This window comes from Bacillus marinisedimentorum, from assembly GCF_001644195.2.
Classification (GTDB): Bacteria; Bacillota; Bacilli; order Bacillales; family Bacillaceae_O; genus Bacillus_BL; species Bacillus_BL marinisedimentorum.
In genome coordinates this window covers 1-12,611 of sequence record NZ_LWBL02000005.1, presented here as the reverse complement: position 1 = coordinate 12,611, position 12,611 = coordinate 1, and the positions used below count along the sequence as shown (strand labels likewise).

Sequence of the window (12,611 nt, the reverse complement as noted above, 5' to 3'; positions counted from 1 at the left end):
TTATACATCTCCTTCGGTAAAATCAATGAACAATTCTTCTAATGATTTCTTTTTAGGAACGAGATAATGAACCATATATCCATTGTCATTCAACTTTTTGTTCAATTTACCTGAATGGTTAGGTGTGATGGCAGCTTTTATTCCGAAGGATGTGGCCTCAGCAGAAATCACATATTCAATGTCTTTTATAAAAGATAGCAGATCATCTGAAGCAGCAGTATGAATTTCCACTATATCACTATCGGTGTTTAGCATTTCTTTCACATAGCCTTCTGTAATTAATTCTCCATTTCGTAGAATAGCCACCTTGTTACAGATTTGCTCAACTTCATATAATAAGTGAGTGGTGATGAAAAAAGTAATCCCCTGTTCATGCGCAAGTTTGGAGATCAGGCTTCTTGTCTCTATGACCCCTTGAGGATCAATTCCGTTGGTAGGTTCATCCAGGAATACAATGGTGGGTTCATTTAATAAAGCCATTGCAATTCCTAACCGCTGTTTCATTCCGAGGGAAAAAGCTTTGACCTTCTTATGCTTGCTTTCACTCAATCCAGCTATCTCCAATACCTCATCTATCCTTGCAGCTGATATATGGGAATGTAAATTAGCAATGACCTTTAAGTTCTGTACAGCTGTCATATTCAAATAAAATTTTGGTGTTTCTACAACAGCCCCAACATTATTGATTCCCTGTTTAAAATTTTCATCCATGTCAAATCCATTAATGATGACTTTTCCTCTTGTTTTATGTATTAATCCAAGTATCATCCGGATTGTTGTTGTTTTCCCCGCACCATTCGGACCAAGGAATCCGTATATATCTCCCTTTTGAATGGAAAAACTGACGTCTTTGACAACTGTTTTACCAGCAAAAGATTTTGTCAAGTCTTTCACAGAAAGTACTGTCGTATCGGCCATAATATTCACCTCTATTTTTTATTTCTAACATCGTTTTTGACCAGGAAAATAATCATTCCTCATCTGTAAATATAAATAACTCATCGATACTCCCGTCTAATATCTTTGCGATATCATGAGCCAGCTTTAAGGAAGGGTTGTATTTCCCCTTTTCAAGATGGCTGATCGTTTCTCTTCTTACATGAACACGTTTCGCCAGTTCATCTTGAGTCATATTTTTCTTTGCGCGATATTCTTTTATCCGGGTCGTTAGAGCCATAATCGTTACCTTTCTTGTTTTTCATAATGTTGAAATGAGAATACGAACACTAACACAACAATACTAAAATGAAGGGCATACAACAGTGCCAGTAATGTATCATCTCGAACAATATTTACAAGTATTACGACCAATGAAAACATCAAGACGAATACGATCAGTGCGTTGCGAGAGGCTTTATTAACATTTTCCTCAAACCGTTCGTCGTGTATAACCTTCGAGAATCGAAAAAAAGCAAAAAAAGCAAAAAAACTAAACAATGTAGGGTTCAATGGGTAGACACCCAGAAAACCTAGAAACCCAATGAAGCCAAAAAGCTTTAACCATGTATACTTCATACTCCTCCTCCTACTTGCATTTCACATCGAGATGTTATAAATATATAACATCAAACGCAGTTGTTCAACATTAGATTTTTCAGAACAATACAGGACAGTCCCTGAGAAGTGCAAAAAATACGCTATTAATGACGAGGCCAGTGCTGATTTACTTATTAATTTTCCGTCTGGTCAACCAACAACTAATCGATATGTATGATTACACTTGTGCTTACAATTTGTTATTATGAACCACCAAGCATGCTTCAATAAGCGGTTTCGACCATGGAAAATGGTGTGATATTTTTGGTTGCCAGCATTTGAAGAGCATTGGAGCTTTCCAAGTTCAAATCCTGCTGTTAACAAAACACAGACCGGGTAATGGGACAATTAAAAGATCAATAAAGCGGAGCCGAACCGAAGGGGCAAGCCTTTGTCTTTTTTAAAAGATTCGGCGAAACGGAACAGCAGGAATGGGAATTAAAGCTAAAGTTATACACAACATTACTCTTTTAGGGCAGGAACCAACCGGGAAAAGGTACGTAACGAAAATAACCTGTCCCCTCTATGAAAGGGGCAGGTTGTTTTCGATTTGATAATAGAAATGACAGGAACCGCCTTCCCGCTATTCTGGCACAACCTTCCGATAATAATCCGTCTCCAAAATCCGGGCCGCATAGTGGAATTTGGCCTCTACGATGGCAGATGTCCGCTTTACGTAATCTTTATCGACGCTTTCCCCTTTAGCCGGGGTGAATGTGCCGGTTTCTGAGTTATAACGGCCTTTGTCGGTAATAAAGCTTTTATTATTAAATAAGACAAGCGGTTCGGCATCTGACAGGATATCTTTTCCCATCAGAAGCCTAGAATCATATTCCAGGCCGAGCAGGTTGGAGAGGGTCGGGATGATGTCAAGACTTGAAGCCGGTTTATCGATTGTAACTGGCTTCATTCCTTTCGCATAGAGAATGAATGGGCTTTTGTACAACTCAAAGTTCCGTTCCACACGATGTCCAGCAAGTTCGTCGATGACTTCATTTTCGAGGCCATACGGAAAATGGTCGGCACTCAAGGCGATAAGCGTTTTGTCGGCGACTAAGAAAAAACAAAGTTGTACAACGTTATTTAAATGAGAGGATCAGTACCGGACACTGGCTAAAGAAGTGGGTGTCGACAACTCAGTGCTTTGGTTCTCGGTCAAATTATTCGAATATCATAGTGATGATGCCTTTAGTTCAAGTTATCGGATTTACCGGTGGTATCCACCCGGTTTTTCTTAATAAAAACTAAGTGTAAATTATGTGAATTTTTTAATGTTACAGCAAGTGGTTGTAGGTAAGTCATTTGGGAGGAAATCTATCCTAAGCTAAAAATTGTAAATACTTTGAAACGCTACCCTATGTTTAAGGCATGCATTATAGACGGAAATATTGCAATGACGTAGGTAGATGCTAGTTGATTATTTCATACTCTTGCACAGCTAGAACAAGGAAACATTTTAATTTTAGGGGCTAGTTTTTCCACTGTACGCATGTTCATGTGGAGGATTTCCATCAACGGATGTTACTCCTCTAAATTCATGAAAGTGACCTCCCCCAGGAAGCGGAATGTCAGGACCTGTTTCTCCTTTTATTTTATGTTTATGTCCGGCATCGAAAGAAGTAACAGTAAAATAGCTATGTGTGTGGGGAACGCCACTTGGAGCTGGTTCAGTTGTACCTGCATATTGATGTCGGTGTCCAGAATCAAACGAGGTTATCCCACCGAATTTATGAACATGAACTGGACGTCCATTCCAAGAAGTAAGGTATAATACATGGGAATGTTCTTCATCTTCTTTAGACAGCCCAGAATCTAAAATAAATCCTGTTATAGGTATTTCCAAAACGTATTCCTCCTTCAGAAAGTAAAAGTCATTTTGATCTTATGATGTTCGATTCAAAGTATGAACTAAATAAAAAATGCACCTCTTAGGTGCAAAGAATAAAATTGATAAGAGATTAGAAACTTACTAACCTTAATAGTAAGGATATGGATAAGGGGAGTATGGGTAAGGGAGATAATAATAAGGATACGGTGCTATAAAGATAAATGGATAAAACGGGAAACGCGGCTCGCGGAATCGTCGAACCTTCCTCTGCCAAAACAACCTTATTGCCTTGTTTGGCTAGTAAGCTCCGTTTCGTCTACTTCTTCAGGAACTAACATTGTCATACCATCGTGATCCATATCCGTTACAATACCTTCTGCTGTTTATCATCTCTCATTAGTCCTTGAACACGAAAGTTCAGGCTTTTCTGCAGAGTTGCATGGGCCTTTGTACTTCCTGGTTAGTCTATAACTCAGTGTGCATATCAGCAATATCTCCTATTCCGGCAGGGTGCTCACCTATTAATATTTTGGTTGCAGTACAATTAATTGATTGGAATATTAAAAGAAGCTTCACAAATCCTAGAGCTTCTTAAGGCCAACTCAGCGGAGTAAGATTAGTAGCTTTTATTTACAAACGCTGCACCAACAATAATCAGAAGAATGAAAAGAACTACAATTAACTCAAAGTTGTTTCCGTATCCTCCTCCGTAACTCATAATTTCATCTCCTTTCTTGCTTTTGGTATATTTTATGAATCTTTTTCTATATCGCTTAGACATATGTTGGGGTTTTGCTAAAATGTGCAATAACTACATTGAAAAAACGAGTGGGTGGGGGTGGTGAAAGGGAGATTTAATGGTTGGCTACGGATTAGAATGGTCTTATCATCTGGATAATTTAGAGTAATGATTTTTTTATCACAATTAACATGTTTTTTATGAAAAGCTATCCGTATTGAGGGTGCTGAGTTTCAGGACTCTTTAGGAGATGTGAATGTGCACATTCCAAATAAAGATTTGTAATTCGATCATAAAGGGTATATTTATATATCATTCCTTTCATCCAGGAATGAATATAGATGATCGGTTAGAAACCAAGTAATCCCCCTCATATTCTCAAGGATTCTGGTCTATTAACTGGAAGTCTTTTGATGTTAAGGAAGTTATTAACTTTTTGCGTTGTGGATAAAAAGCGAGAAGAGAGTCATTCAGGCGCCAGCGGCTATCGTCATAAGCGGTGATTCCCTCCAGAAAGAAAGATCACCTTCCTGCGGGTACCCCCGAATATGCGTACGCCGCTAAGCGGGGGCCTTGCGCTTTTGTTCCTGTTAAATTTTTTTCCTTGCCGGGTGTAGGACAATCATGGTTCCTGAAAAGTTATAGAAATAAGGGGGCGATAATGTGATGAATACCTTTGAAGTCCTGCCGCTGATGATCAGTTTCAGCATGCTGGTGATTGTCATCCTCAAATTCCATGACCATGATAAGCATTCCTGAACACGCTGCAAGCGTGTTTATTTTTTACTTTTCATTTTGGAGTTATTTTAAAAAATAATTCCAATACAAACTACTTTTTAATTATGGATTTGTACATAAATCTTAAGTAGAATCGTAAAGGAATAAAATATGAACATGAAATATGTGAAAAAAAAGATGGTAACAAGGAACGCTGGTTATGAATGAAACCGGCGTTTTTTATTTTACGACCAACTGTCTTTTTGATTTTAAAGGAATTTGGAAAATTTATGGTAAAATAAGAATTACAGGAAATAGTCAGTTATTGATATGGTAGTTGCGATCGACTATAAAAAATGACGTATCTTATTTTAGATATACAACGATTTATGCATAAGGAAGTTGATATGATGAAAACAATATTTTTGGCTTTATTTTTAATGTTAATTATAGCTGGATGCAATGAGCCAGGGGAAGGTGTGAAAACAAAAGTTGGAAAGCCCGAAGCACCCCTAACAAATGAGAAACAACGAGGAGACAACAAGCTCAAATCTGTTTCCACTCTTGAAGAGGCAATCGCTTCTTTGAACGTTCTGAGAGATGCGGATACTATCCATATTGAACCCTTTCAAAAAGGAGTGTTCGTGTTTTCTCGAAAGAACATCAATGCACCAGAAGGGGAACGACAAGATCTCATCCTTACAACAATCCGAGGGAATGCCGATATCGGTTGGGAAATTCCCATCGGGCAGCCAACTATCCTTCGCTGTGAAAAAGCCGCCCTTTGCAGCGATGCCGCTTCCGGTATCAATGTCGCTGATCCTGACAAATGGACAGAAAAAGCAATTCCAAAGATTGTCTTTGGAGTTATTAATGATGACACAATCGCAAAAGCGGATATTAATGTTCGGTATAACGGCAAAGTCATTCCGCTTACAGTCATCGACACGAACTGGAAGCCCGTCTTCTTTACGATGACAGACGAAGAAATTGACGAGATGACGGTGACTGGTTATGACAAAGACGGACATCCGTTAGCAGAAGCCGTCTGGTGATGAGAAAAACGTTGACAATCATTTATAGCAGGGGGAACAAAGGTGACACCAAACAACCATGACGAAGTATCGATCGCCGGAACTTTAACGTATTCAGATTACAAAAGGCATAACGCGTATCATAGAAAGAAGTTTGTGCTCGGTTATTTTGTTCTTGGGATTCTTGTTTTCATGTATGTATATTCTAATGTTGTTTCAGGAAGCTGGATTTTGGTCTACCCGGTTGTGGCATTTTTTTCAATCATATCATCCGGGTTAATCACCACTATCATGGTGCTTTTAATGAATATGAGGGTGCGAAGAGAGTATAAAAGCGACCAAATCATTAAAAATGAAATAAGTTACGTCTTCAGTGACGATGGCATAAACCAGAAAGTATGAAGATCGAATGCTCATATCGAATGGGGCGACATATCGGTTGCAAAAGAGGATAAGGATATGTTCCGCCTGTATGTTTCGAAAAACAAAGCAATCATCTTGCTAAAGCGTTTCTTCGATTCAAATGATCAGAAGAATGTATTTAAAACGCTTATTAAAAAGAACTTGGAGTCAAAGAAGATTAAATTAAGAAGTGGATAACTATAGATTTATATCTCATATTCCGTTTGTTTATAAATATGATTACTACCTTTTTTCAAAATGGTAGTTGAGTAGTCGGCTTTTTTTACTTGCTGTTAAGGACATATGAGAGTGATAGACTAGTACTGTAATATATGGGGAAGTCTGGTTTTAAATGGGGACAAAATAAGGATCGTAACGAAGGCGACTCCAGATTAATTATAGGGGGATATCATGAAAAAGAATAGATTTTTATTTACCGCTATTTTGTTGTCAGTCCTGGTTTTGTTTACCGGCTGTTCAGAAAAAAGCGGTGGGGATACCGAAGAAAAGGAAACGCTGACTAAAGGGCTTCCTAATGAGAAGATAGTCGAATCTTTTGTGGTAAATGAGTTTACAGGTCCCGGTGTTGAACTGGAAAATGCTCTTGATAAAGGACCGAATTCACCGGAAGTGAAAAAGTATCTTGAAGTGAACTATAATTCCGTTGTCACGGACCCGCAAGCGTTCTATAACAAGAATTTTATCTTGATGTATCTCAGTGCTGCTTACAGAAATGGATATCAATTAGATCCTAAAACTATCGATATCGAAAAGGTCGACGGTTCAAATGAAGCCTATTATTATGAAGTCGAAGTGGAATACAGTAAGGACGGAGAAGCCAAAACAGCGGTTGCATCAGGACGGGTTAACATCAATGAGGACGGGAAGATTTCGACCGTTCGGATGCATGGTGGCGGTTTGCTTCAAGAGATGGAGGAAGACCGCACCCCAAAAAACCAATTTCACACAGGCATTCCTTCCATAAAGAAAATAAGTTCGGATGAATCAGTCTCCGCGTTTGATCATGCATACGAAGAAATGTGTTGGAATGATTGTGGTGATAAGAGGTCATATACATATCCTGACATCCATCCTGGTGATGCAGAAATTGGTGACAGAATTTTAATTGACTGGGGAACAATGAAACAACCTCCATCAAAAGTTAGGTTAATTCGTGTAACAAGTTCAGGGGAAGAAATCAAGGAAGATATAAACACCAATAGCCCTACATTAAACATACAAGTTGATGACGAAAAAATAGGGAAACAATATGCGGTTCATTTTTTGTGGAAAGATGGAGAAAAATTTAAGGGTCACAGTGTATTAACTTTCAAACTGGGTAGAGAAGGAAGCGGTGGAGATATCGGCATTTCAAGCGGAGAAGAGGCTGTCCAACGCTTGAAACAACAACTTCCTGAGGGTAAGGATAAGGATGTTTCGTTCGGTGCGGATGAAACGATCAGAACAGACGATAACGGCTCATATTATGTAGTGCAACTTGTGTCCATATCCACACGTGCTTCTGGAAAAACCGGAACATTGGGCTACTACAAGGTTTATCAAGATGGAACCTATGAGCTCTTTTAAGTGATCACTAGAGACAATGAAGTTGAAGTCTGCCCATATTAAATGGAGGGACTTACCGGTTCCAAAAGAGAGTAAGGATATATGCAGCCTGTAAAACATCTTGTTAGAGAGATTTTTCGATTCAACTGGACAGGTGATCGTGTTTTAACCGGGTTAACTTTATCCCAAAAGAACATGGGAGGGCTGGGCTATGGAAGATATTGTTCCAATTATTACAATTGTTGTATTTATCTTATTGATAAGCATAGTTAAGTACAGGGACTATAAGAAAAGCAAACTAAATCCTCGAAAACAATGGGAAGGCAAGTCTCAAAACGAGTTGGAGCAGGATAGAGAGAACATAGAACGTAAAACAGAAACACAAAAAGGCATGGGAAGAGGGGGAGGCCCTTTTGGGGGCGGTGGAGGGTGGTAGTATTTAAAAACAAGTGTGTTAGTTTTCAAAAAAGAGCTTGTAGTGATCAAGCTCTTTTTTTGTCATCTAAAATACATTATTTATTTTTTAGTTTTTGAGAGGAAAGGCTGAAATTTTAGGTTGGCTTATTTCATAAGTTTACCTATAGGTGAGTAAGCCACTGTGCAAATAATTCCATATTAAGTAAATTAACGGCTCTATCTCTAACCTGCCAGATAACCGTTCTTTCTTATTTTTGGGTCGATTGCTTGCTTTACAAAAACGAATCCGATCAGAAGGATAACCGCCAAACCGTTCATCAAAAACAAGTAGTGAAGAGAAACCACGGTTGATAGGGTCCCAAAGAAAACCAGGGAGAGGGTGTCAGCAAAATACAGCAGCACAGCATTGAAGCTAAATCCTTTTCCGTGCATTTCTTCCGGAACGAAATTTTGGATGATGTAAACCCTTGTCAGTCCGGTGATTGGAATCCCTATCCCAATGATTGTTGCACCTATAAAAAACATGGGCACATTCATCGAAAGCCCCAAAAAAGTGATTCCTGTTCCCCAAATAATCGAACCGATCAGATAAGTCCTTAAGTTCAGCTTTTTCCAAATAAAAGGAATGAGCAGATTCGTCATGATGACAACAGCACCATATGCGCCCTGTAAAATTGCGTATATAGATTTTCCGTTATCCGTCATATCCAAAAGCGATAATAAAAGGCCAACCTCCCAGATCCATGTGTTCAAAAACACCATGACAAACGTCAACCAGAACAGGGAACGGACTGTATGATTGCCTTTAACCCATGAGCCAAATTGAGCAAGAGCTGCAAAGGCATTGCGCAAGCTTCTCTTTTGGCCGGTTTCCATTGGCTTACTTTGAAATTTGACTCTTGAAATGGCAAAGGCACTGACAGCATATGTAATGGCGTCCCACGTGAAAAAGTGTATTTGGCCGACTGTGTCCAGCAGGAGTAAGGTCACCAACGGACTGAGCACCGTGATTCCCCTTGTAAAGGAATCATAAATACTGTTGGCCGCATTTCTCTGGTCCTTTGGAACAATCAAGGGTAAGGCAGATCGATAGCTCGGATTAAAAAAACATCCGAGGGACTGAACGGAAAAACTGATGAAAAGTAAATAAACATAATTCAGAGCATCGACATAAAACAAAATGACCGTTGATAACACAAGCGGCACCCTGAGGAGGTCAATGATGATCATCAATTTCTTTTTATCGACCCAGTCCGCTACGACGCCGCCAAGCAGCCCGAACAATAAATAAGGCAGCGTTTCAGCGATAACTACACCTGTCGTGTGGGTTTTCGATCCCGTTAAATCATAGGCGATGAATAAGAAAGCAAGGCCCGATAAGATATCTCCGAGCCTCGAAACACTGCCGCCGGCGAGATAATATAAAAAATTCTTGTTTACCAATATGTTTTTATACACCGAAAACCCTCCCTATACATTTCTGCGATACCGAATGCTTCTATATTCCTCATTATCGTTATTGGCGTAAGACTGAATCCGGCCCTGTTCCTTGAATCCTCTTGCCAGATAAAAGGGGATCCCCATGTCATTATTTTCTGCTGCCGATACCCATTGGAGGCGTGCACCCATATTTTTTTGTTGTTCCGTGAGGGCTTCCAAAAGCATTGTCCCGATGCCTTCTCTTTTTCGGGCAGGATCAAGGTATAATGCAAACAATTCCGCTTCCTCTTCCGATATGAACCCTCCACAGGCAGCGCCGACAACCCTGTCCCCGTCAACAGCAACATGCCAGCCACTCCAGGAGTTTGAAGGTTCCAATTCCGACTCCAACCGTTCAAGATTGTAAAACTCCTGTATGATCCGCTCAATATATTCCTGATCATGTGTTTGCGCATATGTGTTTCGATAACCCGAACCGCAAACATCGGCAATTCCCTGTACGTGCTCCTTTAACGCCCTCTGAATTGTAATCATCAAAAATTCACTCCCCAATTGTTGATAGGTTTTTCCAACTCCTGTATAATCATCTTATAACCAAATATTGAATATGTAAATATAGAATATTAAAAATTTTTTGGAGGTTCGGAATGAATCGATACATTACTGAAACGTACCCTGAGACATCCATGCGCATCACCCCATCACTTGGTGTGAATTTCACGACTAATATATTGCTGATTGATTATTGCCTCAATGATTTATCAAGGACATCCGATTGGACCGAGCGTTTTTCCCGTAAGCTTCCTGAAAGTGTAAAACGAGATTTGAAGCAGCTCAGGACCGTTTTTGCACATGGGGCGATATTTCGGGAGTTTTATATCATGAAGGTCAAAAATCCGCATCAGGATTGGGATAGCTTCATCCATTGGTGGAAAAACCTTTCAATTAATGACATAACAGAACTGATTAGTTACGGAATCAGCGAAAACGTAACCTACTATTATGAAAATCTCTTTCCTATTCCTGAAGTTGAAGAAGTGTTTGGGGAAGGGCGGATGACAGAAGAAACGGATGTAAATGAAGAAAACCGGCATATTGCACTTGAAGCGGTTCTCAGGAGCTGGTCCGCAGGTAATGTTGCAGAACAAGTCCGCTTTTTTGAAGAACCAAAAAAGGTGAAAGAAACAATGATCCATCTATTTGAAGGGATTTGGAAATATGGATTTAACGAGCTCTGGGAAACCAATAAAGAACATTTAATGGCATTGGGAGCCAAACTGATAACCAAAACCTATAAAAAAAACGATGAGGCTATCCATGCAATAACCAACCTGTACCCTGATACAAACGAAATCCCAACAATCAATCGGGCAGAAGAGATCAATTTCATTCCGACACTGAATTTAGGACGATTCCTGTCTTTTTACACACTAAACAAAACCCTGCATGTCATGTATGATCCGCAGGAAAATAGGGTGCCGGATGAAAAAGAGGAGAAAAATGAGGGTGTAACAGATGTTTATTCATTATTTGAGGGGCTTGGAGATAAAACCAGGCTGCAAATTCTCACCTTGCTTTCCCAAAAAGGCGAACTGTTCGCCCAGCAAATCGTAAAAAGCCTCAACCTTAACCAGAGCACCGTATCACGCCACTTAAATCACTTGCAAAAGACGGAATTAATTTCAATCCGACATGAGGGGAATACGAAATTCTACTCGCTGAATAAAGGGAATCTAAAAGGGGCAGTTGATTTTTTGAATGGTTTGCTGAGATAAGTATATAGTCCAACACAGCCCTGTCGAATCGTTACTTAGATTTATTTGGTTGTGGGTGTTCTGTATGTATATGTTGAATTATGTTAATCAGAGATATTGTATAACAAAACAATCTGAAAAACCCCCGATATTTAATACTTAAGTATTGGGGGTTAATTAAATTATAACTTGTTTTGTTCCTTTACTTTTTCAATTTTTTCTTTATTCTCAGCTTTGAATTTTTCAATTATACTCGTGCTTTCCTTTTTCCAAACCGTTACTTTATCTTGAGGTGTATTCTCATTTTTCGTAACTTCATCGAATAGCTTGTTTTCTAATAATTTCGCTTTAAAACGATCATAAACGTACTTGCCATAGTACTCTTCCACAGTTATACCAAGACCATTTAAAAACTCATTAAACTCTTTATCTTCATGCGCTTTTGATTGCTCTATAGAAAAATCAATTAGCGTTTGTATCTCATCTTCATAAACACTCATCCCTCTTTTTATCGCTTCTTTTTCCAGCGCTCTATTTTGTATTAATACTTCAATCGCTTTTGCGGTAGGGGATTGTCCGGCATCTAACCGACTATTTGCCATGTGCTCATAAAAGTAAGATAGTTTGTCAATTTTATTTTGACTTAAGAAATCGTTCTCAACTTCCCCATTTTGTTTTTCAGATATAGAGTTAAGAAACTGGCCGTAATAATTGTATTTAGATTCTTTCTGACTCATTGCAAGTGATATTATGGTTGCTGTTAATAATAAGATTGATATAATTAAAACCTTTTTTCCCCTCATAAGAAACACTCCTTTTTAAAAGATTAGTAGTACCATGGTGACCCATTTCAAATTTCGGTAGTCACCAGAACAAGCACCGGCAACATGATCAACAGCGCCATGATTGGAATGATCAATATAGATAAAGTTGTGTCCTTCCTGGATGAATGTAATATCCAAAAATTGCTTGTTTGCATTTGTTTTTTGATATAATTAAAGAGAGTCAAAAACAGGAGGTGCGGGAAGGTTGAAAGAAGGACGAGAAAAATCAAGTAAATCCAAACAAGCAGAAAGTTTTTTAAAGGATTTAACGTCCGGTTCGAATTTCGACCCTAAAATTGTTCTCCGGTTTTTAATTCTGTAACTCTCTCCGTTTAAATGGATTACTTCTATTTT

Annotated in this window: 17 protein-coding genes; 7 read left to right on the top strand and 10 right to left on the bottom strand. The window is 38.9% G+C overall.

Going from position 1 to position 12,611, the window contains the following annotated elements; genetic code table 11:
• From A4U59_RS00475 to A4U59_RS20695, 6 genes are all read right to left on the bottom strand, one after another.
• Window positions 1-918, bottom strand: coding sequence for an ABC transporter ATP-binding protein (locus A4U59_RS00475; protein ID WP_070119341.1), 918 nt, complete (start codon window positions 916-918; stop codon window positions 1-3).
• Between the two features lie 52 nt (window positions 919-970).
• Window positions 971-1,177, bottom strand: a complete 207-nt coding sequence (locus A4U59_RS00470; RefSeq protein ID WP_070119340.1) for a helix-turn-helix transcriptional regulator — start codon at window positions 1,175-1,177, stop codon at window positions 971-973.
• Window positions 1,178-1,182: 5 nt separating this feature from the next.
• On the bottom strand, window positions 1,183-1,515 hold the full coding sequence (locus A4U59_RS22520) for a DUF2178 domain-containing protein (RefSeq protein ID WP_070119339.1): 333 nt from the start codon (window positions 1,513-1,515) through the stop codon (window positions 1,183-1,185).
• A 604-nt stretch (window positions 1,516-2,119) separates the two neighbouring features.
• Window positions 2,120-2,500: a hypothetical protein gene (locus tag A4U59_RS00460; protein WP_169823878.1), complete on the bottom strand. Its 381-nt coding sequence runs from the start codon at window positions 2,498-2,500 to the stop codon at window positions 2,120-2,122.
• Between the two features lie 498 nt (window positions 2,501-2,998).
• Window positions 2,999-3,379 carry a YmaF family protein gene (locus A4U59_RS00455; RefSeq protein WP_070119337.1) on the bottom strand — a complete coding sequence of 127 codons (381 nt, stop codon included), beginning with the start codon at window positions 3,377-3,379 and terminating at the stop codon, window positions 2,999-3,001.
• Between the two features lie 601 nt (window positions 3,380-3,980).
• Window positions 3,981-4,082 carry a YjcZ family sporulation protein gene (locus A4U59_RS20695; protein ID WP_083270566.1) on the bottom strand — a complete coding sequence of 34 codons (102 nt, stop codon included), beginning with the start codon at window positions 4,080-4,082 and terminating at the stop codon, window positions 3,981-3,983.
• 687 nt (window positions 4,083-4,769) lie between these two features.
• Between A4U59_RS20695 and A4U59_RS22120 the strand changes: the two genes are divergently transcribed.
• From A4U59_RS22120 to A4U59_RS00435, 6 genes are all read left to right on the top strand, one after another.
• Window positions 4,770-4,862 (top strand): putative holin-like toxin, encoded by a 93-nt coding sequence (locus A4U59_RS22120; protein WP_245680454.1) that lies wholly within the window; start codon window positions 4,770-4,772, stop codon window positions 4,860-4,862.
• A 368-nt stretch (window positions 4,863-5,230) separates the two neighbouring features.
• A complete protein-coding gene (locus A4U59_RS00450) occupies window positions 5,231-5,875 on the top strand; it encodes a hypothetical protein (RefSeq protein WP_070119336.1) in 645 nt (214 codons plus the stop codon).
• A gap of 42 nt (window positions 5,876-5,917) precedes the next feature.
• A complete protein-coding gene (locus A4U59_RS00445; protein ID WP_070119335.1) occupies window positions 5,918-6,256 on the top strand; it encodes a hypothetical protein in 339 nt (112 codons plus the stop codon).
• Between the two features lie 15 nt (window positions 6,257-6,271).
• A complete protein-coding gene (locus A4U59_RS22515; RefSeq protein ID WP_083270565.1) occupies window positions 6,272-6,454 on the top strand; it encodes a YcxB family protein in 183 nt (60 codons plus the stop codon).
• 213 nt (window positions 6,455-6,667) lie between these two features.
• Window positions 6,668-7,843 carry a hypothetical protein gene (locus A4U59_RS00440; RefSeq protein ID WP_070119334.1) on the top strand — a complete coding sequence of 392 codons (1,176 nt, stop codon included), beginning with the start codon at window positions 6,668-6,670 and terminating at the stop codon, window positions 7,841-7,843.
• A gap of 190 nt (window positions 7,844-8,033) precedes the next feature.
• The gene (locus tag A4U59_RS00435; RefSeq protein ID WP_070119333.1) at window positions 8,034-8,258 is read left to right on the top strand and encodes a hypothetical protein; all 225 of its coding nucleotides are present in this window, start codon (window positions 8,034-8,036) and stop codon (window positions 8,256-8,258) included.
• 203 nt (window positions 8,259-8,461) lie between these two features.
• On the opposite strand, the gene A4U59_RS00430 is transcribed toward A4U59_RS00435, so the two are convergent.
• Window positions 8,462-9,697 (bottom strand): MFS transporter, encoded by a 1,236-nt coding sequence (locus A4U59_RS00430; RefSeq protein ID WP_070119332.1) that lies wholly within the window; start codon window positions 9,695-9,697, stop codon window positions 8,462-8,464.
• Between the two features lie 12 nt (window positions 9,698-9,709).
• On the bottom strand, window positions 9,710-10,213 hold the full coding sequence (locus A4U59_RS00425; RefSeq protein WP_070119331.1) for a GNAT family N-acetyltransferase: 504 nt from the start codon (window positions 10,211-10,213) through the stop codon (window positions 9,710-9,712).
• A gap of 113 nt (window positions 10,214-10,326) precedes the next feature.
• Here A4U59_RS00425 and A4U59_RS20685 point away from each other — a divergent pair, with 113 nt between their 5' ends.
• A complete protein-coding gene (locus tag A4U59_RS20685; protein ID WP_083270564.1) occupies window positions 10,327-11,454 on the top strand; it encodes an ArsR/SmtB family transcription factor in 1,128 nt (375 codons plus the stop codon).
• 161 nt (window positions 11,455-11,615) lie between these two features.
• Here the strand turns inward: A4U59_RS20685 and A4U59_RS00415 are convergent, their stop codons facing one another.
• Both A4U59_RS00415 and A4U59_RS21945 read right to left on the bottom strand, forming a co-directional pair.
• Complete coding sequence (locus tag A4U59_RS00415; protein ID WP_070119330.1) at window positions 11,616-12,236, bottom strand: hypothetical protein; 621 nt, start codon at window positions 12,234-12,236, stop codon at window positions 11,616-11,618.
• 192 nt (window positions 12,237-12,428) lie between these two features.
• A partial coding sequence (locus A4U59_RS21945; protein WP_211274885.1) for a hypothetical protein occupies window positions 12,429-12,611 on the bottom strand: 183 nt, incomplete at its 5' end.

Excerpts from the sequence above, each read along its gene's own strand:
- A4U59_RS00475 (WP_070119341.1), bottom strand. The coding sequence starts at position 918 with ATGGCCGATACGACAGTACTTTCTGTGAAAGACTTGACAAAATCTTTT.
- A4U59_RS00470 (WP_070119340.1), bottom strand. The coding sequence starts at position 1,177 with ATGGCTCTAACGACCCGGATAAAAGAATATCGCGCAAAGAAAAATATG.
- A4U59_RS22520 (WP_070119339.1), bottom strand. The coding sequence starts at position 1,515 with ATGAAGTATACATGGTTAAAGCTTTTTGGCTTCATTGGGTTTCTAGGT.
- A4U59_RS20695 (WP_083270566.1), bottom strand. The coding sequence starts at position 4,082 with ATGAGTTACGGAGGAGGATACGGAAACAACTTTGAGTTAATTGTAGTT.
- A4U59_RS22120 (WP_245680454.1), top strand. The coding sequence starts at position 4,770 with ATGAATACCTTTGAAGTCCTGCCGCTGATGATCAGTTTCAGCATGCTG.
- A4U59_RS00450 (WP_070119336.1), top strand. The coding sequence starts at position 5,231 with ATGAAAACAATATTTTTGGCTTTATTTTTAATGTTAATTATAGCTGGA.
- A4U59_RS00440 (WP_070119334.1), top strand. The coding sequence starts at position 6,668 with ATGAAAAAGAATAGATTTTTATTTACCGCTATTTTGTTGTCAGTCCTG.
- A4U59_RS00435 (WP_070119333.1), top strand. The coding sequence starts at position 8,034 with ATGGAAGATATTGTTCCAATTATTACAATTGTTGTATTTATCTTATTG.
- A4U59_RS00425 (WP_070119331.1), bottom strand. The coding sequence starts at position 10,213 with ATGATTACAATTCAGAGGGCGTTAAAGGAGCACGTACAGGGAATTGCC.
- A4U59_RS20685 (WP_083270564.1), top strand. The coding sequence starts at position 10,327 with ATGAATCGATACATTACTGAAACGTACCCTGAGACATCCATGCGCATC.
- A4U59_RS00415 (WP_070119330.1), bottom strand. The coding sequence starts at position 12,236 with ATGAGGGGAAAAAAGGTTTTAATTATATCAATCTTATTATTAACAGCA.